The sequence below is a fragment of the Cryobacterium sp. PAMC25264 genome (assembly GCF_019443325.1).
GTDB lineage: Bacteria > Actinomycetota > Actinomycetes > Actinomycetales > Microbacteriaceae > Cryobacterium.
This window is the reverse complement of record NZ_CP080383.1, coordinates 3,041,323-3,059,956: the sequence shown is the minus strand read 5'-3', so window position 1 is coordinate 3,059,956 and position 18,634 is coordinate 3,041,323. Positions and strand designations below refer to the sequence as shown.

The following is an 18,634-nucleotide window of genomic DNA, read 5'->3' as shown; positions in this document are numbered from 1 at the left end:
ACCCGCCCCGGCGACGGATCTATACTGACTGGTCGGTACAAAAACGTGAGCCGGCAAGAGAGGATCGACGTGCAGACGACACTGGTAGCGGAAGACCTGAGCGTGAGCTACAAACGGGGAGTGGTTTACGGGCCGCTCAGCTTCAGCGCCGACACCGGCCTCACGGTGATCTGCGGGCCGGCTGGCAGCGGCCGCACCAGCCTGCTGCTGACCCTGGCCGGACGTATGAAGCCCACCGCCGGCTCCCTCACGGTGCTGGGGGAGGACCTGCCCCGGCGCGCGCGGCGCGTGCAGCGCAGCACCGGAGTCTCGGGTTTCCACGGCATCGACAGCCTCGAGGAGTCGGTCAGCGTGGGCGCGGCCATCCGTGAACGGCACGCCTGGCTCGCCCCGTGGTGGTCCTTCATACGTGCCGTCGACGACGCCGAGGTGAGCCGGGTCTGCGGTCCGGTCTTCGGCGACATCGCCATCCCCGCCGCCAGCACCATGATCTGGGACCTCGACGAGGTGGAGATGGTGCTGCTGCGCGCCTCGCTGGCCATGATGAGCGAGCCCAACCTCCTGTTCTTCGACCAGGTCGAGCAGGTGCACTCCCCTGAAGCGCGCCGCCAGCTCTGGCAGCGCCTCGGAGCCATCGTGGCAGCCGGCACCCCCGTGATCGCCTCGGCGATCGCACCCGACGCCGACATGTGGGCGGAACTGGGCATCGACCCGACCGTCCTCTACATGAACCAGGAGATTCGCTAGATGTTCGCCTTCCTCTCAACCGGCACTGAACTGCGCCGTTTCGGCAAGGGCACCCTGCCCAAGATCGCGCTCGTCGTGCTCATGTTCATTCCCCTCATCTACGGCGCCCTCTACCTCTGGGCGTTCTGGGCACCCGACAAGGAGCTCAGTAACCTCCCCGTTGCCCTGGTCAACGCAGACACCGGCGCCACCCGCGACGGTGACCCGGTCACGGCCGGTGACGACCTGGTCGACAAACTGCTCGACGGCAACGATCTCGGCTGGGTCGAAACCAGCGCCGCGGATGCCGCCACCGGCGTGATCGACGGCGACTACTATTTCTCCGTCACGATCCCCGCCGACTTCTCCACGGATGCCGTCTCCGCCGGCACCGACACCCCCACCCCAGCCGAGGTGCAGGTCGACTACAACGACAGCAACAGCTTCCTCGCCTCCACCCTGGGCAAGCAGGCCATGGTGCAGCTGCGCGACGCCGTGTCGCTGAACATCGGCGATCAGACCGTCAGCGCGATGCTCGTGGCCGTGAACGAAGCCGGCGACGGCATCCGCGACGCCGCGGACGGCGCCGGAACCCTCGCCGACGGCCTGAGCACCGCCCAAACCGGCACGGGTACCCTCGTCGACGGTCTGGGTGACCTCTCCGCCGGTGCCGTCACCCTCGACGACGGCGCTGGGCGACTCGCCGACGGCTCGTCAACCCTGTCAACCGGCCTCGGCACCCTCTCCACCGGCGCGACCACCCTGTCCGACTCGTCGGTGAAGCTCGCGGCCGGTGCAACAAGCGTCGCGGGCGGAGCCCAGCAGGTGTCCGACGGCATGAGCGCCGCGGCATCCGGTGCGGGTGCCCTGGCCGAGGCGTCGACGCAGTTGGCCACCGGGGCCACGGACATCTCCACCGGTACCGGTCAGCTCGCCACCGCGACGTCCACACTCTCCGACAAGCTGAGCGCCCTCGAAGCGGCCATGGCGGCGGCGCCGGCCGGCACGCCGGCCACCGCGTTCCTGCCGTCGGTGACGGAGCTCTCCACCGGGGCGGGCCAGCTCACCACCAAGGTGCAGGGCGCCGCGGCCCAGACGGCGGGATACGCCGCCAAAGACGGTGAATTCGCGACCAAACTGGGCGCGCTCTCCAGCGCCCTGACTGCGGGTGCTCCCGGTGCCGCCCAGGTGGCGACAGGGGCCTCGGATGTCGCGACGGGCGCCACCGCTCTCTCGGCCGGTGCCGGCCAACTCGCCGGCGGCGCAATGAACGCGGCCACCGGAGCGACCACCCTTGCCGACGGCGCCGACAGCCTGGCCGCCGGAACCGGATCCCTCGTCGATGGCAGCACCCGACTGGTCGACGGCGCAAGCACCCTGTTGAGTGGCACCGGGCAACTCGCCGAGGGCAGCCACACCCTCGCCGACGCGCTGGCGAGCGGCGCGGCGGATGCCCCCGACGACAGTGACGACCAGATCAATGCGAAGGCCTCGGTGATCGCGAACCCTGTCGACCTCACCCAGACCTGGGAGAACGCTTCCGGCAGCTTCGGTGAAGGCTTCGCCCCGTTCTTCCTGGCTCTGGCCACCTTCGTCGGCGCACTGATCACCTGGTTGATTCTGCGGGCCCTGCCCACTCGAGCACTGGCCAGCGCGTCGTCAGGGCTGCGTTCCACCATGACCGGGTTCCTCCCTGCCATGGCGATCGGCCTCAGCCAGGTCGTGATCATGGTTCTGGTGCTGGTCTACGGCCTCGGTCTCACCCCGGCGCACTGGCTGGGCATGTCGGCCTTCATCTACCTCACCACCCTGGCCTTCCTGGCGTTGCAGCAGATGTTCATCATTCTGTTCGGCACCGCGGCCGGGCGTGTGGCCAGCCTGGTGCTGCTGATGCTGCAGCTCAGCTCGTCCGGCGGCACCTACCCTGTGGAGACGACGCCGGAGTTCTTCCAGATCCTGCACCCCTGGATGCCCGCCTCCTACGTCGTCACCGGACTCCGCCAGCTCATCACCGGAGGGATCGACTCTAGACTGTGGCTTTCCGTGCTCGTTCTCGTAGGCATCCTGGTCGGCTCGATAGCCATCAGCGCCTGGAGCGCGTCGCGGCAACGGATGTGGACTATCACACGGCTGCATCCTGAACTGACCATCTAGGTTTCGACCCGCACCGAGAGCGACGAAAGGACTAATCATGCCCCGCGCCACCGGAACGAAACGGGCGATCCTGGATGCCGCGTTGACGCTGGCCGCCACCCGGGGCATCACCGGCACCACGATGGACGATGTCGCGGAGCTGGCCGGGGTGGCCAAGGGCAGCCTGTATTACAACTTCAGCTCGAAGGACAAGCTCTTCGAGGCACTGTTGCAGGAGGGGGTCGGCGCACTGGCCGACACCCTCCGCGGGGCGCGCACCGGCCTGCAGGGCCCGGCCGCCCTGGAGTCGTTGATCACGGTCCTGCTGGACCGCATCGAGGCCAACGCCGGCCTGGCCAAGCTGATGGCCGCCGAGATCTTCCGCACCGACAGGGCCTGGCAGAAGACCCTGTTCGCGCTTCGGCACGACGCCCTCGCGGTGTTCGCCGAGGCGATCGCAGAGGCCCGGCCGACAACTGCAGCGGCCGGCACCAGCGGTTTGATGGCGTCAAGTGTGTTCGGCGCCGTGCTGATGGCGGGCCTGGAGTGGCTGGTCTTCGAGCCCGACCGGGATCGTGACGAGGTCACCGCCGCGATCCTCGAGTCCCTCTCCGGCGGCCTACTCGCGCCTCCCTCCCGCGAGCTGTGACTTAAGCACCTAATTCTCGCGATTTGCGGTGCTTAACTCACGGTTCGCGGGCCGGAATCTCGGGTCGCGGTAGTATCGAGTGTGACCGGCGCAAATCTGATCGAACAGCCCGAGACCCTCCTACCCGCGGAACCGGAGGTGACTGAGGCGCTCAGCCGAACCGGAATGCAAGATATAACAACCGTTGTGGCGGCGCATCCGAAGTCGTCGCTGGCATGGGCAGCCCTCGCGGACGTGACCCACTCTCAGGGCCGACTGCTCGAGGCCTACGCGTATGCCCGGGTGGGCTACCACCGCGGCCTCGACGCGCTGCGCAAGGCCGGTTGGCGCGGCCAGGGCCCGATCCCGTGGTCGCACGCACCCAACCGCGGGGTGCTCCGCGCCCTGTTCGCCCTCCGCCGCGCCGCGGACGAGATCGGCGAGACCGACGAGTTCGAACGCCTCACCGAGTTCCTGAACGGGGCCGACGCCACCGTCATCCCGCTGCTGCGCTCCGAGGCGGCCGACTCCCAGGATTTCCCGGCGGTTCCGCCCGCCGTTTCACCAGGCGAGGACCCGGCCCCGCCGACCGCTGCCTTCTTTATCCAAGGAGAAAACTAAGCTATGCCAGCCATCGTTCTGATCGGCGCCCAGTGGGGCGACGAAGGTAAGGGCAAGGCCACCGACCTGCTCGGCAGCCGGGTCGACTACGTCGTCAAGTTCAACGGCGGCAACAACGCCGGCCACACCGTGGTCGTCGGCAGTGAGAAGTACGCTCTGCACCTGCTGCCCTCGGGCATTCTCACCCCCGGCGTCACCCCGGTGATCGCCAACGGCGTCGTCGTCGACATCGAGGTGCTTTTTGAGGAGCTCGACGCGCTCAGCTCCCGCGGCGTCGACGTGTCGAAGCTTCGCGTCAGCGCCAACGCGCACGTGATCACCCAGTACCACCGCACGATGGACAAGGTCACCGAACGGTTCCTGGGCAAGCGCCAGATCGGCACCACCGGGCGCGGCATCGGCCCCACCTACGCCGACAAGATCAACCGGGTCGGCATCCGCATCCAGGACTTGTTCGACGAGAACATCCTGCGCCAGAAGGTGGAGGGCGCCCTCGGCCAGAAGAACCACATGCTGGTCAAGGTGTACAACCGCCGCGCCATCACCGTCGACGAGATCGTCGACGACCTGCTCAGCTACGCCGAGCGCCTGCGGCCCATGGTCGCCGACACCGCGCTGCTGCTGCACCAGGCCCTCACCGCCGGCAAGACCGTGCTGTTCGAGGGCGGCCAGGCCACCATGCTCGACGTCGACCACGGCACCTACCCGTTCGTGACGTCGTCCAACGCCACCTCGGGCGGCGCGGTGACCGGCTCTGGCATCGGCCCGAACCGCATCGACCGCATCATCGCGGTCGTCAAGGCGTACACGACCCGCGTCGGCGCCGGCCCGTTCCCCACCGAGCTGTTCGACGAGTCCGGCGAGTTCCTGCGCGCCAAGGGCTTCGAGTTCGGCACCACCACCGGCCGCCCGCGCCGCTGTGGCTGGTACGACGCCCCGATCGCCCGCTACACGGCGCGCATCAACGGCGTCACCGACTTCGTGCTCACCAAGCTCGACGTGCTCACGGGCCTGGACACCATCCCCGTCTGCGTTGCCTACGAGGTAGACGGCGTGCGTTACGACGAGGTGCCCGTCTCCCAGTCCGACTTCCACCACGCCAAGCCCGTCTACGAGGAGTTCCCCGGCTGGACCGAGGACATCACCATGGTGCGCCACTTCGAGGACCTCCCGAAGAACGCCCAGGACTACGTCCTCGCTCTCGAGGCCATGAGCGGCGCCCGCATCTCCGCCATCGGCGTCGGCCCCGACCGCGAGGCCATCCTCACCCGCCACGACCTGATCGACTAACTCGCGACCTGTGAGTAAAGCCCCGAAAACTCGAGTTTTTCGGGGCTTAACTCACGGTTCGGCGAAGGGAGAACGCCCGTGAGTGCCCAGCGGCCTGACGAGCACGTGCTCACGGGGCGCTTCGTGTGCCTGGAACGGCTCAGCCACGCGCACCTGCCGGAGCTGCATCGCGCCATTGCGCATCCGGCGGTCTTCGCCGGCGGCTACGGAGGCGGCCCGCACGGGCTGCCCGCCGACCTCGACGAGTTCGTGACATTCGCGTCGAAGTACTACCAGTGGGATGCGCTGCCCTACGCCGTGCGCGTCGTCTCCGGCCCGCATGCGGGCGACCTGGTGGGCACGTCCACCCTGGGCGACATCGACCTGCCCAATGAGGCGCTGCACCTGGGCTGGACCGCCTATGCCCCGCAGGTGTGGGGAACCGCGGTGAACGCCGAGACGAAGCTGCTGATGCTCGGCGCCGCGTTCGAGCACGGCTTCGGCCGGGTCAAGATCCAGGCCGACGTGCTCAACTCCCGATCCCGCGCCGCGATCCTCGGCATCGGCGCGCAATTCGAGGGCATCAACCGGCGGGTGCAACGCCGGGCTGATGGCTCCTGGCGCGACACCGCCGTCTACTCGGTGCTTGCCGACGAGTGGCCCGTCGTACAGGCAGGGCTGCAGAAACGCCTCGAGGGTTTCGCCGGCACGTCGGTCGAATACACCAACCCGCGCGCTCCCCGCCGCCGCGTCACCCCCGCCTGATTCCGGCCATTCACCCGCGAATTTCGGACATCACCCCGGCCCCGCACCGGCACGGGATGGGCCCGGCGTCCCGGTGGGCTAGGGTCGGCAGGTGAGCGATGTTACGACGACCCGCAGACCCCTGGTCGCCCTGCAATTCCTGGGCATGGGCGTCGTCTGGGGTGCCAGCTTCCTGTTCATGAAAATCGCCCTCGAGGGGGTGAGTTTCGGCCAGGTGGCCTGGTCGCGCCTCGTGCTCGGTGGCCTCACGCTGGGCCTGATCGTGATGATCACCCGCCCGCGCATCAACAACGGCCCGGTGCTGCCACGGGAGGGCGTGGTCTGGCTGCACTTCCTGGTGATCGCGTTCACCGGATGCGTCATCCCGCACCTGCTCTTCGCCTGGGCCGAGCAGTACGTCTCGTCGAGCCTGGCCAGCATTTACAACGCCGTGACACCCATCATGACCGCCGTCATGGTCACCGCGGTCTTCCGGGTCGAGAAGCTCGCCCGCGACCAGATCGTCGGCGTGCTCGTCGGTATCGGCGGCGTGATCGTGATCATCGCGCCCTGGCAGTACACCGCGCTCACCGGCGACCTCTGGGGCCAGCTCGCCTGCCTCGGTGCGGCGCTCTGTTACGGCTTCACCTTCGGCTACACCCGCAAGCACCTCAGCGGTCGACCCATCGCCGGCACCACCTTCGCGTTCCTCAACATCGGCCTGGCCGGCGCGGCGATGCTGCTGTTCACGCCGGTCCTGGCCTGGCAGCCGGTGGCACTGACCACCCCGATCGTGCTGAGCCTGGTCACCCTGGGCGCGCTCGGCACGGGCTTGGCGTATATCTGGCACATCAACGTGCTGCGCGCCTGGGGCCCCACCACGACCTCCACGGTCACCTACGTCACACCGGTCGTGGGCGTGCTGCTCGGGGTGCTCATCCTTTCCGAGACTTTTTCCTGGCACGAGCCGCTCGGGCGCTCCTGGTTCTGATGGGCATCCTGCTCACCCAGAAGCGCGTGCGCCTGCCTCTGCGGGCGCCCCGCCCCGCCTGACCTGCCCGCCCCTTCTGCTTCCCCCCTGGTCGGTGTGCATCACTCCGGCAATTTCTGCCCGAACGGATGCGGCGCCGCAGGATTGGCGGGCGGGCATCCGGGTGGGTGCAATATCGTAAGGACATGGCTGTAAACGAGGAATTGCCCGCCGGCGCGGGACAGGATGCGATCAACGAGTTGCAGGGCATTCGCCAGAGCATCGACAATATCGATGCCGCACTCATCCACCTGTTGGCTGAGCGGTTCAAGTTCACCCAGAGCGTGGGGCGGCTGAAGGCCGAGCACGGCCTGCCGCCGGCGGACCCGGCCCGCGAGTTCCTGCAGATCCAGCGGCTGCGGGGCCTGGCCGAGGACGCCAGGCTCGACCCGGCGTTCGCCGAGAAGTTCCTCAACTTCATCATCGCCGAAGTCATCCACCACCACGAGAAGATCGCCGGTGACTCGACAGGCGCGGCCCGCGCGGCCGGCGCGACGCCACAGACTCCCGCCCTGACACCGGATGGCGCTACCTCCGCCGGCTCGGCGTCGCCCAGCACCACAGCGTGAGCTGGAATCTGCGGGCCCTGCCCGACCAGACCGGCCGCACCATCGTGGTCACCGGAGCCAACGCGGGCCTGGGGTACTTCACGAGCGAGCAACTCGCGAGCGCCGGTGCCCACGTGGTGCTCGCCTGCCGCAACCCGGCCAAGGCCGCCGCGGCCGCAGCGGCCATTCGCGGGCGGGTGCCCGGCGCCTCGGTCTCGACTCTCGAGCTGGACGTCTCCGACCTCACGTCGGTGCGCAAGGCCGCCGCACGGATGCTCGACCTCCCGCAGCTGCACGGCCTCATCCTCAACGCCGGCATCGTGCATCCGCCCACCGATCGCTCGGTGAGCCTGGACGGTATCGAACTGGTACTCGCCACGAACTACACGGGCCACTTCCTGCTCACCAGCCTGGTGCTGCCGGCGCTGCAGCGCACCCCCGGCAGCCGGGTGGTGGCGCTCGGGTCGATGATTTCCCGGCTGATGGACTCCTCGCTGGACGACCTGCAGTTGGAGACCACGTACAACGGCTGGAAGGCCTACGCGCAGTCCAAGATCGCGATGCAGGCCTTCGGTTTCGAACTCGACCGGCGCCTGCGTGCGGCGGGCCTGGGCGGTCCGGCCGGGGTGCAGAGCCTGGTCTCGCACCCCGGCTACTCGATTTCGGGGCTCACCCCCGGTATCCGCGGCGTCAACGAGGTACGCCGTTCCAAACGCTTCGTCGACACCCTGCAGGGCTTCATCGGCGCCCAGGGCAAGGATGCCGGAGCCTGGCCCACGGTGCGAGCGGCGATCGACCCCGCCGCCGTCGGCGGCGAGTACTACGGCCCGCGCTTCCTCACCCGCGGCGCCGCGGCCCGCCAACGCCCCACCCGCACCTCGCTGGACCGGGGCATTGCCGACCACCTCTTCGCCCGCACCGAGGACCTCGTGGGCGAGCCCTTCGCCCTCTGACTCCGCGCGGGGCCGCCCCGCCCCGCCCGCTCCCGCCGCGGCATCTGCACGAGCTGCTGAGCCCACGCCACCGGCCCACCCCCCTCGCGATTGCACGTTCCGCGAGAGCGGCGATCTGGCTACCTCAGGTGGTTGAGGCGGCCATTCGCCCGCTCTCGCGTCGCCCTCGCGACGTCACGGGTGGCAGCCTGCGACGGTCAGTGCCGTGGTGATCCTTCGACAAGTCGGCGAGGGCGAGATCGTCAGGCGTGATTTGTTGATGAGGATGACCCGCCAACGGGCGGGGGATTGCCCGGGCAGAGTTCCGGGGGCAGGATGCCACCGTGCGGGGGTTCGCCGAACCGGTGTCCGTCACGGGTGTCATGGGAACGGATGCTTATGCGCGAGCGCACTGCGATCATCGGCGGCGGCATCGTGGGCATCGCCCTCGCCAGGGCCCTGGCGCTGCGCGGCCTCGAGGTTACGGTCTTCGAGAAGGAGGACCGGCTCGCCGCACACCAGACCGGGCGGAATTCCGGGGTGGTGCATGCCGGGCTGTACTACCAACGGGGCACGCTCAAGGCGCAACTGTGTGCCGCGGGACGCGTCAGCATCCGCGACTACTGCGCCGAGAAAGGCCTGCCCTACCGGGAGGTGGGCAAGCTTGTGGTCGCGGTCGACGCGTCTGAGTTGCCGGCGCTGGCCGATATCGAGCGGCGGGCGCACGCCAACGGGGTGCCCCACCTGGCGCGCCTGGATGGCCTGGACCGCCTCCGCGAGATCGAACCACACGTGGCGGGCATCGCCGCCGTGCACTCACCGCACACCGCGGCCGTGGACTACGGGGCTATCACCGAGGCGATGGCCGAGGATGTTCGCGGCGGTGGCGGCACGGTCCTCACCGGCCACGAGATCGTGGGAATGCAGATTTCCCCAGACGGTGTGAGGGTCCGAGCCGCCGTCTCCGCTCGCCCAGCCGACCGCGGCTCCCCTCAAACGGTCGACCAGGTCTTCGGCAGGGTCATCGTCTGCGCCGGGCTGCAGTCCGACCTCGTCGCCCGACTGGTCGGCGCCGACCCGTCGCCCAAGATCCTCCCGTTCCGCGGCGAATACTGGGCGCTGGATGCCGCCCGCACCGACCTCGTGCGCGGCATGATCTACCCCGTGCCCGACCCGCGCTTCCCGTTCCTCGGTGTGCACTTCACCCGCGGGGTCTACGACAACGTGCACGTGGGACCCAACGCGGTGCCGGCCCTGGCCCGGGAGGGCTATAGCTGGCTCACCGTCTCGGCCAAGGAGACCTGGGAGTCGCTGCGCTGGCCGGGTGCGGCAGCCCTCGCGAAACAGCACTGGCGCATGGGCATCGACGAGATCGCCGGCTCGCTGGTGAAACCGTTGTACTACCGCAAGGCCCGCCGGTTCATTCCCGAACTGCGGATGAGGGACCTCAGCAGCAAGACCGCCGCCGGCGTGCGCGCCCAGGCCTGGGGGCGCGACGGCACGTTGCTCGACGACTTCGCGGTCGACCAGGTGGGCCCGGTCACGCTCCTGCGGAACGCCCCGTCCCCGGCCGCCACCTCCTCGATGGCCATCGCCGAGCACGTGCTCGAGCACTACATCCTCGCCCGCACGCCCGAGTAGCCCCAGCAGCAGCCCTACTCGCTGAGGTTGTCGCTGAGGATCTCAAGCACCGCCGAGCGGGTGCTGCGGGCATGCTCACCGAGCCGAGCAGCGACCACGTCGACCAGGGATTCGAGCAGGATCACGTGAGGCACCCGCGAGGTGTGTTCGAGCTCGTGCCTGAAGGTGCCGCCCGCCGGGGCCACCACCAGGCTGATGTCGGCCAGGCTCACCAGCGGTGAGGTCGCGAAGGAGGTGATGACCACCACCGCAGCGCCGGTCTGCCGCGCGGCGCGGGCGGCCTTGAGGCTGGCCTCGCTTGCCCCGCTGCCGCTGACTATCAACACAGCATCCGCAGCGCTCAGCTGCCGGGCGGCGATCTGCTGCCCGATCGGGTCGGCCACGAACTCGGTGGGCCGGCCGATCGCGGTCAGCCGCATGCCCACATCCAGGGCGAGCGGCGACGACAGCCCGCTGGCCAACGCCAACAGTCGCCCCGCCCCCACGATGGTGGCAACGGCTCGCTCCACCGCATCCTCACTGAGCACGCTTGCGATGCGCGGCAGCGTTGCCGCCAGAGCGTCAATGTCGGCACGGATGGCGCCCAGCGCCGATTCCCCGTAGTCGCGTTCGCTCACCACGGTCTGCGCGAGCTCCCGGGTGAGGGCGACTCGTAGCTGGGCGAATCCGCGGTAGCCCAGCTTCTGGCAGGTGCGAATGACACTCGACCTGGCCACCCCGGCCCGGTCGGACAGATCCTGCGCGGTCATCTCGACCACACCCTCCGCGTCGTCCAGGATCAACGCCACCACACTGAGCTCACTGGGCTGCAGGGAGTTCCGCACCGTACTGATGCGCGTCGTCACGGTGGCGTCGTCGTTACCGGTCCAGCTCACGAACGGATGCTCCTTCGGTTATGCGTCGGCGCAGGGCCCCGGACACGGCGTCGATGCTCATCGTCACGACGACCACCACAAGCAGCAGCATCCCCACCGTCGACCACTCGCGATACTGAGTGTACGAGGTCAGCATGTCGCCGATGCCGCCGACACCGATCAGGCCGAGAATCGCGGATGCCCGCACGTTGATCTCGAACCTGTACAGCCAGAACGACACAAAGTCGGGCATCGCCTGTGGCCATACCCCCCACCGGATGACTTCCGGAGTGGATCCGCCCGCGGCACGCACGGCCTCGATGGGTCCGGGGTCGACACCCTCGATGGCCTCGTAGCCCCACTTGCCCAGCGTGCCGACGCTGTTCACCGCCAGGGCCAACGCCCCGGTGAGTGGGGTGAGCCCGGTCACCGAGAGGATGGCGATGGCGATGATGATCTCCGGCACCGCCCTGATCAGCGAGAACAGCAGCCGCAGCACACCCCGGGCGGGCGCCGGTGCAAAGCCGCGCGCGGCCAGGAAGCTCAGTGGCAGCGAGATCACCAGACCGATCACGGTGCCCACCCAGGCCATCTGAACCGATCGCCAGGTCTGGAGCAGGGCCTCGCCGACCTTGTCCCAGTTGGGAGCGGAGAACATCAGCCAGAGATAGCGCACGATCTCGCCGGGCAGACTGCCGAGCCGGGCCCAATTGATGTCGACCGACCAGAATGCCACGATCACGATCAGGGTCACCACGATGGTGGCCGTCAGCCGCCCCCAGGCACGGGGTTTGGCCGGCACCACCAGGCCCGTGGTGGGGGTGAGAGTGGTCATACCAGCCTCTTTCGGATGAAGGCGCTCACCGAGTCGATCACGACGACCACCACGAGAATCTCGAGGATGATCAGCGACAACTGGTCGTAGCGGTAGAAGGTGCGCACGGCATCGATGAGCAGGCCCAGTCCGCCGGCGCCCACCAGGCCGAGCACGGTGGAGGCGCGCACATTGAGCTCGAGCACGTAGAGGGTCTGGTTGACGAACGCGGGCCAGGCATCCGTGAGCGCGATGGCGCGGTTGATCTGCAACTGGGTGCCGCCGGCGGCCCGGCCGGCTTCGAGCGGGCCGGCGTCGTTCACCTCGATCGACTCCGACACCATCTTCACGATGATGCCCACGTTGAACAGCACCAACGCGATGATGCCCGGCAGGGCGCCGACACCCACCATCGCCACCAGCACGGATGCGTAGAGCAGGTCGGGAATGGACCGCACGGCGTTCAGCACCGTCTTGACCAGGCCGCGGGTGTACCGGTTCGGATTGGTCAGCCGGGCCGCCCAAAGGCTGAGCGGCAGCGACACGACGGCGCCGACGAAGGTGGCGATCACCGCCATCTGCAGGGTCTCCACCAGCGGAGGGATGGTGCGAGGGAAGAACGACCAGTCCGGGCTCAGGAGCGCGAGAACCTTGTCGGCGCCGTTCTGCCAGTTGCGCACGATCGCGTCGACGCTGAAGGCGATGCCCCACTGCGGGCTCAGTGTGATCCCCGTGATGAGCAGCACAACAACCAGACCCAGCCAGGGTTTCCAGCGTCCGCGTGGCTTCGGCGGCAGAACCAGCGGTACCGGCGTGCTCATCAGCCGAGCACATCCTCGTGCTGGATCGACCGGCCATAGATGCTTTCGAACACGGCGTCGGACGCCGTGGCGGCCGGGCCGTCGTAGACGACCTCGCCGGCGCGCAGGCCGATCAGCCGGGTGCCATATGTGCGGGCCAGATCGAGCAGGTGCAGGTTGGTGAGCACCGTGATGCCGAGGTCCTGGTTGATCCGGCGCAGGTCCCGCATCACACCGTGGGCGGTGGGCGGGTCGAGGCTGGCGACGGGTTCGTCGGCGAGCACCAGTTTGGGCTGTTGGGTCAGCGCGCGCGCGATGGCGACCCGCTGCTGCTGGCCGCCCGAAAGGGTGGAGGCGCGGTCATATGCTTTGGCGAGAATACCGACGCTGTTCAATGCCTCGTAAGCAATCTGCTTGTCGTCCGCCCGGTACAGCCCGAGCAGGGTGCGCCAGGTGGGCGTGTGAGCGAGTCGGCCCACCAGAACGTTGTTCAGCACGCTGGCGCGGCGGGCCAGGTTGAAGCCCTGGAAGATCATGCCGATCTCGCCGCGCAGCTGGCGCAGTTCCCGTCCGTGGGCGGTCTCCAGGTGTCGTCCGCCTACCTCCAGGGTGCCGGAGATGATCGGAACGAGCCCGTTGATGGTGCGGATCAGGCTGCTTTTGCCCGACCCGGACAGCCCGACCACCGAGACCATCTCGCCGGCCTCGATGGTGAGCGACACATTCTTCAGTGCGACGACCCCGTTGGGGTAACGCACCGTGACGTCCTGCATCCGGATCGACCACGGCGCGGCGGCCGAGGTGTGCACCCCGGCCGCCGCGCGCTCGTGAGAGTCGGTCATCGGTTACTGCAGTCCCAGCTTCGTGGCCGCGTCGGCGACGACGGTGAGCGTCGACGGGTCGGCGGGCGCGAGCTTGGTGATCGAGTAGATCGAGGTGAGCACGGCAGAGCCTTCCTCGGTGTTGGAATAGTCGGCGAGGGCCGCGGTGATCTTGTCCTGCAGTTCGGGCGAGAGGCTCTTGGTGAGGGCGACACCGTCGTTGGGGATCTCATCGGTCAACGCGAACACCACGACCTTCTCGCCCACGTCGGGCTTGTCCTTGGCCACGATGGTGCGGGCATCCCAGAAGCTGAAGCCCACCTCGGCGTCGCCGTTGTAGACGGCGAGCACGGATGCGTCGTTGGTGGTGACGGGGATCTGCTCGATGTCGTTGTCGGTGTCGAGCCCCGCGTTCTTCAGTGCGAGCACGGGGTAGATGTAGCCGGCGGGCGAGCCGGGGCCGAGCAGTGCCACCTTGGCGCCGGTGACCTTGTCGATGGAGTCCAGGCCGGCAGGTCCAGCGAGGGCGTCGGCGCCGTTGCAGAACAGCATGCCGTCACGCTCCACCGGGGCGTCGTCGCAGTACTTGTCGGGGTTGTTGGTCATGAACTGAGCCGGGTAGGTGATGTTGCCGTTGCGTTCGGTCTGCAGAACGACAGATGCACCGTACATGTCGCTGGCCTGCCAGAGCTGCAGCGACGGGAGGAAGCCGATCTGGGCCTGGTCGGCGCCCATGGCCTCGACGGCGGCCTGGTAGTCCTTGGAGACCACACCGGTGACGGGGATGCCCAGGGCCTCGGTGAGCATGTCGGTGAGCGGCTTGGCGGTGTCGACGAGGCCGGCCTGGTCCTGCGAGGGAACCAGGGCCAGGGTCAGCGACTCGGGATCTGCGGCCGGCGCGGCGGTGCCGTCCGCGGCCGAGCTGGTGGCGCAGCCGGTGAGGGCGAGGGCGGCGAAGGATGCCGCGGCGACGAAGGAGAGTGCTTTCTTGGGAATCACTGGTCAGCCTTTTCTGTGGGGAATGCGGTGGTGGAAGTGGGATGGGCGGGTGCGGGAGGAACGTCGGATTCGAGCCAGGCCCGCAGCGCCGGATACAGCTCGTGCAGGTGATCGGCCCGGTAGGTCGGGGTGGCGGCGGCGGGGGGCGTGGCACCGACGAGCGCGGTGGTGGCGCCGAGCCGGTGGGCGGGGTCGAGGTCGTTCTCCCAGACGTCGCCGATGCTGGTGAGGTGGGCGGTGGGCGCTCCGACGGGCAACACGGCCAGCAGGTTGTCCAACAGTGGGGCGAAGCCGGCCGGTTTGCCCACGGAGGTGTGCACGGCATCGAAGGCTCCGGCCAGACCGAGCGCGGAGAGCGCTTCGTCGATGCGGATGGCGGGGGCATTCGTTGCCAGAACAAGGTAGGCGCTCGGGCGGGCCTCGGCGAGGAAATCGGCCAGGCCGGCGGGCGAGGTGACCGGGGCCGCGTGGGTGGCGAGCTCCCGTCGGCTGGCCAGGTAGGCCGCACTCCGGGCGTTCGCCGTCACGTCGTACCGCTGAGCCAGAAGCCGCACCAGGTCGTACCCGTCGATCGGCCGAGTGTGCCCATCGGGGTCGACAGGCGTGTCGGAGAGGCCGGCTTCGAAGCGGCCGAGAAACTCCACGGCCAAGCCGGCCGGCAGCCCTGCGGCGATGAATCGCGCGTACGAGCGAATCGGTCCGTGCCCGAGGGAAACGGTCCCGTCGAAGTCGAAGACCAACACCCGATCGCGAGAAAGCACACTCACCCATTCCTGTTCCCGCGCACCAGATGGACGCATGGTTCATGTTAGGAGTCGCATATGGACTAAATGACCGCGCCAGGTGAACAGCGTGTAAACCTTCCGCCGGCGCCCGTTGGGCGCACATGCCTACGATGGGCAGATGATGTTCGAGCAGATCGCCAGGGATGCCGCCGCCGACCGCTTCGAGCACTGGGCGCTGTCCACGGTGATCGACGAGAACGTGCTGTCACCGGTCATCTCCCGGGCCCAGTTCGACACGCTGCACGCGGCGGCGGGACTCTCGGCGACCTGGCCGATCGGCAACGCGGGTCTGCTGCACGTCTACGGCTATCTGCTGTCGACAGTGCACACGCCGTTCGGTCTGAAGGGCGACCGGTGGCGGGAGGGTGAGCTGGCCGCCCGGCTGGGGCTGGCGCCCGATGCGTTTGTGCTCGAGTCTGCCGAGGCGGCGGGACAGACGGTGCTCGAGAGGGTGACGGATACCGCGCTGCCGCATCTGGCGCATCCGTCGGCCGAGCTCGGCGACGTTCTGGTGATCGACGACGAGGTGCCCGAGCCGGACGCCTCGGCTGCGGGAGCCCGAGCGGGCACGGTCTTTCGCACCACGGTGGTGAGCGTGCCAGAGCACTCCGGCGCTGCCCTGATCTATGGGGTGCACGACGCCGGGCGGATGCGCCTGATCACGGCGTTCCCACTGGCCACCGCGACCCCCGAATCCCTCGACGCCCTCGCGGCCGACCCGCCGCGGATGCGTTACAACGCCGCTCTGGCCGCGCTCCCGCCGCGCACCCCGCTTCGCCGCCGCCCCTGAGCCGCCCCCGGGTGCCGAGTAGCCGAAAAATGCCCCCTCCCGGAACGGGAAAGGGCATTTCGCGGCAACTCAGCGGTGATGCGGCAGCTGCCTACGCGAACGCGTTGGGCAGCGTGCTGCGGTGACGGGACTGCAGTTCGGTCAGCGGCACCGTGAAGTAGTCCTGGATCTCCAGGACCGGGGCGGTCGCATCCGTCACGCCGATGCGCAGCACCGGGTAGTCGCGGCCTTCGCAGAGACCGAGGAACTTGACGTCGTCTTCGCGGGGCACGCTCACCAGCACGCGGCCGGTCGACTCCGAGAACAGGGCCACGGATGCGTCGATGCCGTCGCGCTCGAGGATGTCGCCGAGCCAGACCCGGGCGCCCACACCGAACCGGAGCACGGCCTCGGCGAGGGCCTGCGCGAGGCCGCCCGTGGAGAGGTCGTGCGCGCTGTCGATGAGAGCCTCGATCGAGGCGGCGTGCAGCAGACCGGCGAGGTCTGCCTCGCGGCCGAGGTCCACCATGGGCGGCACGCCACCGAGGTGGTCGTGCACCACGGCGCTCCACGCGGAGCCGTCGAGCTCTTCGCGGGTGATGCCGAGCAGGTAGATGTTGTGTCCGTCGTCCTGCCAGCCGCTCGGCACGCGGCGGGCGACGTCGTCGATCACGCCGAGCACGGCCACCACGGGGGTGGGGTGGATCGGCTGGTCGCCGGTCTGGTTGTAGAACGACACGTTGCCGCCGGTGACCGGGATCTCCAGCTCGAGGCAGCCATCCGCCAGACCCGTCACGGCCTGGGAGAACTGCCACATGACCTCGGGGTTCTCCGGCGAGCCGAAGTTGAGGCAGTCGCTGATGCCCACCGGCACGGCGCCGGTGACGGCCACGTTGCGGTACGCCTCGGCGAGGGCCAGCTGGGCGCCGCGGTAGGGGTCGAGCTGGCAGTAGCGGCCGTTGGCGTCGGTGGAGATGACGAAGCCGAGGCCCGACTCCTCGTCGATTCGGATCATGCCGGCGTCGTCCGGAAAGGAGAGGGCGGTGTTGCCCATCACGTAGCGGTCGTACTGGTCGGTGATCCAGCTCGGGTCGGCCAGGTTGGGCGAGCCGAGCAGCGCGAGGAACTGCTCCTGCAGGGTGGCGGCATCCGTCGCCCGGGGCAGCGCCGACGCGCTGTCGGCCTGCAGGGCATCGATCCAGGTGGGGTAGGCCACCGGGCGGTCGTAGACCGGGCCGTCGACGGCGACGGTGCGCGGGTCGACGTTCACGATCTCTTCGCCGTGGAAGTCGATGATCAGGCGGCCGGAGTCGGTGACCTCGCCGAGCACGCTGGTCTCCACGTCCCACTTCTGAACCACCGCGAGGAATCCGGCGAGCTTCTCCGGCGTGACGACGGCCATCATACGTTCCTGGCTCTCGCTCATCAGGATCTCTTCGGCGGTCAACGAGGGGTCGCGCAGCAGCACCTTCTCCAGCTGGATGTACATGCCGCCGTCGCCGTTTGAGGCCAGCTCGCTGGTGGCGCAGGAGATGCCCGCGGCGCCCAGGTCCTGAATACCCTCGACGAGCTTCTCGCGGTACAGCTCGAGGCAGCACTCGATGAGCACCTTCTCGGCGAACGGGTCGCCCACCTGCACGGCGGGGCGCTTGGTCGGGCCGCCCTCAGAGAAGGTGTCCGAGGCCAGAATGGATGCGCCGCCGATGCCGTCGCCGCCGGTGCGGGCTCCGAAGAGCACCACCTTGTTGCCGGCGCCCGAGGCGTTGGCCAGGTGCAGGTCCTCGTGGCGGAGCACGCCAACGGAGAGCGCGTTGACCAGCGGGTTGCCCTGGTAGACGGAGTCGAACCAGGTCTCGCCGCCGATGTTGGGCAGGCCCAGGCAGTTGCCGTAGAACGAGATGCCGGAGACCACACCGTGCACGACGCGGGCGGTGTCAGGGTCGTTGATGTCACCGAAACGGAGGGCATCCATCACGGCCACCGGGCGGGCGCCCATCGAGATGATGTCGCGCACGATGCCGCCGACGCCGGTGGCAGCGCCCTGGAACGGCTCGATGTAGGAGGGGTGGTTGTGCGACTCGATCTTGAAGGTGACGGCCCAGCCCTCACCCACGTCGAGCACGCCGGCGTTCTCGCCCATGCCCACCATCAGGTTCTTCTTCATGGCGGGGGAGACCTTGTCGCCGAACTGGCGCAGGTACTTCTTCGAGCTCTTGTAGGAGCAGTGCTCGCTCCACATCACCGAGTACATGGCGAGCTCACCGCTCGTGGGGCGGCGGCCCAGGATGGTGCGAATCTCGGCGTACTCGCCGGGCGTCAACCCGAGGGCAGCGTACGGCTGCTCCTTCTCGGGAGTGTTGATCGCATTGGTCACGGTGTCAGCGACGCCGCGGGAGGATGTGTTGGAAACAGCGGTCACGAGTGGCGTTCTCCCAGAGATAGCGGATGCTTGACGCCGCAAGTCTACCCGGCGCCCCCGCCCCGCGGCGGCGGCGGGGGCGAGACACCAGGACGGGCTTC

The 18,634-nt window shown here is 68.7% G+C and carries 18 protein-coding genes; 11 read left to right on the top strand and 7 right to left on the bottom strand.

What is annotated here, in order from left to right:
- The first annotated feature begins 69 nt into the window (after window positions 1–69).
- The 10 genes from KY500_RS14205 (at window position 70) to lhgO (ending at window position 10,272) form a co-directional block, all read left to right on the top strand.
- Entirely contained in the window at window positions 70–747 is a 678-nt protein-coding gene (locus tag KY500_RS14205; protein WP_219901093.1) for an ATP-binding cassette domain-containing protein, read from the top strand.
- Entirely contained in the window at window positions 748–2,880 is a 2,133-nt protein-coding gene (locus tag KY500_RS14200; protein ID WP_219901092.1) for a YhgE/Pip domain-containing protein, read from the top strand.
- A gap of 37 nt (window positions 2,881–2,917) precedes the next feature.
- A complete protein-coding gene (locus KY500_RS14195) occupies window positions 2,918–3,508 on the top strand; it encodes a TetR/AcrR family transcriptional regulator (RefSeq protein WP_219901091.1) in 591 nt (196 codons plus the stop codon).
- 81 nt (window positions 3,509–3,589) lie between these two features.
- Complete coding sequence (locus tag KY500_RS14190; RefSeq protein ID WP_219901090.1) at window positions 3,590–4,108, top strand: DUF3151 domain-containing protein; 519 nt, start codon at window positions 3,590–3,592, stop codon at window positions 4,106–4,108.
- A gap of 3 nt (window positions 4,109–4,111) precedes the next feature.
- Window positions 4,112–5,398 carry an adenylosuccinate synthase gene (locus KY500_RS14185; RefSeq protein WP_219901089.1) on the top strand — a complete coding sequence of 429 codons (1,287 nt, stop codon included), beginning with the start codon at window positions 4,112–4,114 and terminating at the stop codon, window positions 5,396–5,398.
- Between the two features lie 78 nt (window positions 5,399–5,476).
- Window positions 5,477–6,142, top strand: a complete 666-nt coding sequence (locus KY500_RS14180; RefSeq protein ID WP_219901088.1) for a GNAT family N-acetyltransferase — start codon at window positions 5,477–5,479, stop codon at window positions 6,140–6,142.
- Between the two features lie 91 nt (window positions 6,143–6,233).
- Window positions 6,234–7,112: a DMT family transporter gene (locus tag KY500_RS14175; protein ID WP_255579362.1), complete on the top strand. Its 879-nt coding sequence runs from the start codon at window positions 6,234–6,236 to the stop codon at window positions 7,110–7,112.
- A 185-nt stretch (window positions 7,113–7,297) separates the two neighbouring features.
- Entirely contained in the window at window positions 7,298–7,720 is a 423-nt protein-coding gene (locus tag KY500_RS14170; protein ID WP_219901087.1) for a chorismate mutase, read from the top strand.
- Complete coding sequence (locus KY500_RS14165; protein ID WP_219901086.1) at window positions 7,717–8,652, top strand: SDR family NAD(P)-dependent oxidoreductase; 936 nt, start codon at window positions 7,717–7,719, stop codon at window positions 8,650–8,652. The genes KY500_RS14170 and KY500_RS14165 overlap by 4 nt, the downstream gene beginning before the upstream one ends.
- 378 nt (window positions 8,653–9,030) lie before the next feature.
- Window positions 9,031–10,272: an L-2-hydroxyglutarate oxidase gene (lhgO, locus tag KY500_RS14160; protein ID WP_219901085.1), complete on the top strand. Its 1,242-nt coding sequence runs from the start codon at window positions 9,031–9,033 to the stop codon at window positions 10,270–10,272.
- A gap of 14 nt (window positions 10,273–10,286) precedes the next feature.
- Here the strand turns inward: lhgO and KY500_RS14155 are convergent, their stop codons facing one another.
- Genes KY500_RS14155 through KY500_RS14130 form a run of 6 tightly spaced genes read right to left on the bottom strand, consistent with a single transcriptional unit; the run spans window position 10,287 to window position 15,321 of the window.
- Complete coding sequence (locus KY500_RS14155) at window positions 10,287–11,147, bottom strand: MurR/RpiR family transcriptional regulator (RefSeq protein WP_219901084.1); 861 nt, start codon at window positions 11,145–11,147, stop codon at window positions 10,287–10,289.
- On the bottom strand, window positions 11,131–11,961 hold the full coding sequence (gene phnE, locus KY500_RS14150) for a phosphonate ABC transporter, permease protein PhnE (protein WP_219901083.1): 831 nt from the start codon (window positions 11,959–11,961) through the stop codon (window positions 11,131–11,133). The genes KY500_RS14155 and phnE (KY500_RS14150) overlap by 17 nt, the downstream gene beginning before the upstream one ends.
- Window positions 11,958–12,761 (bottom strand): phosphonate ABC transporter, permease protein PhnE, encoded by an 804-nt coding sequence (gene phnE / locus KY500_RS14145; RefSeq protein ID WP_219901082.1) that lies wholly within the window; start codon window positions 12,759–12,761, stop codon window positions 11,958–11,960. Before phnE (KY500_RS14145) ends, phnE (KY500_RS14150) begins: the two co-directional genes overlap by 4 nt.
- Complete coding sequence (phnC, locus tag KY500_RS14140) at window positions 12,761–13,582, bottom strand: phosphonate ABC transporter ATP-binding protein (protein ID WP_219901081.1); 822 nt, start codon at window positions 13,580–13,582, stop codon at window positions 12,761–12,763. The genes phnE (KY500_RS14145) and phnC overlap by 1 nt, the downstream gene beginning before the upstream one ends.
- Before the next feature lie 3 nt (window positions 13,583–13,585).
- Entirely contained in the window at window positions 13,586–14,557 is a 972-nt protein-coding gene (gene phnD, locus KY500_RS14135; protein WP_219903451.1) for a phosphate/phosphite/phosphonate ABC transporter substrate-binding protein, read from the bottom strand.
- Window positions 14,557–15,321 (bottom strand): HAD family hydrolase, encoded by a 765-nt coding sequence (locus KY500_RS14130; RefSeq protein ID WP_219901080.1) that lies wholly within the window; start codon window positions 15,319–15,321, stop codon window positions 14,557–14,559. The genes phnD and KY500_RS14130 overlap by 1 nt, the downstream gene beginning before the upstream one ends.
- Window positions 15,322–15,463: 142 nt before the next feature.
- Between KY500_RS14130 and KY500_RS14125 the strand changes: the two genes are divergently transcribed.
- Window positions 15,464–16,135: an amino acid deaminase gene (locus tag KY500_RS14125; RefSeq protein ID WP_219901079.1), complete on the top strand. Its 672-nt coding sequence runs from the start codon at window positions 15,464–15,466 to the stop codon at window positions 16,133–16,135.
- Window positions 16,136–16,226: 91 nt separating this feature from the next.
- Here the strand turns inward: KY500_RS14125 and purL are convergent, their stop codons facing one another.
- Window positions 16,227–18,533, bottom strand: coding sequence for a phosphoribosylformylglycinamidine synthase subunit PurL (purL, locus tag KY500_RS14120; RefSeq protein WP_219901078.1), 2,307 nt, complete (start codon window positions 18,531–18,533; stop codon window positions 16,227–16,229).
- Window positions 18,534–18,634: the final 101 nt, after the last annotated feature.

What these genes read in the sequence shown, in the direction of transcription:
- KY500_RS14200 (WP_219901092.1), top strand. Translation starts at nt 748, where the DNA reads ATGTTCGCCTTCCTCTCAACCGGCACTGAACTGCGCCGTTTCGGCAAG.
- KY500_RS14195 (WP_219901091.1), top strand. Translation starts at nt 2,918, where the DNA reads ATGCCCCGCGCCACCGGAACGAAACGGGCGATCCTGGATGCCGCGTTG.
- KY500_RS14185 (WP_219901089.1), top strand. Translation starts at nt 4,112, where the DNA reads ATGCCAGCCATCGTTCTGATCGGCGCCCAGTGGGGCGACGAAGGTAAG.
- KY500_RS14170 (WP_219901087.1), top strand. Translation starts at nt 7,298, where the DNA reads ATGGCTGTAAACGAGGAATTGCCCGCCGGCGCGGGACAGGATGCGATC.
- lhgO (WP_219901085.1), top strand. Translation starts at nt 9,031, where the DNA reads ATGCGCGAGCGCACTGCGATCATCGGCGGCGGCATCGTGGGCATCGCC.
- phnE (WP_219901083.1), bottom strand. Translation starts at nt 11,961, where the DNA reads ATGACCACTCTCACCCCCACCACGGGCCTGGTGGTGCCGGCCAAACCC.
- phnE (WP_219901082.1), bottom strand. Translation starts at nt 12,761, where the DNA reads ATGAGCACGCCGGTACCGCTGGTTCTGCCGCCGAAGCCACGCGGACGC.
- phnC (WP_219901081.1), bottom strand. Translation starts at nt 13,582, where the DNA reads ATGACCGACTCTCACGAGCGCGCGGCGGCCGGGGTGCACACCTCGGCC.
- KY500_RS14125 (WP_219901079.1), top strand. Translation starts at nt 15,464, where the DNA reads ATGATGTTCGAGCAGATCGCCAGGGATGCCGCCGCCGACCGCTTCGAG.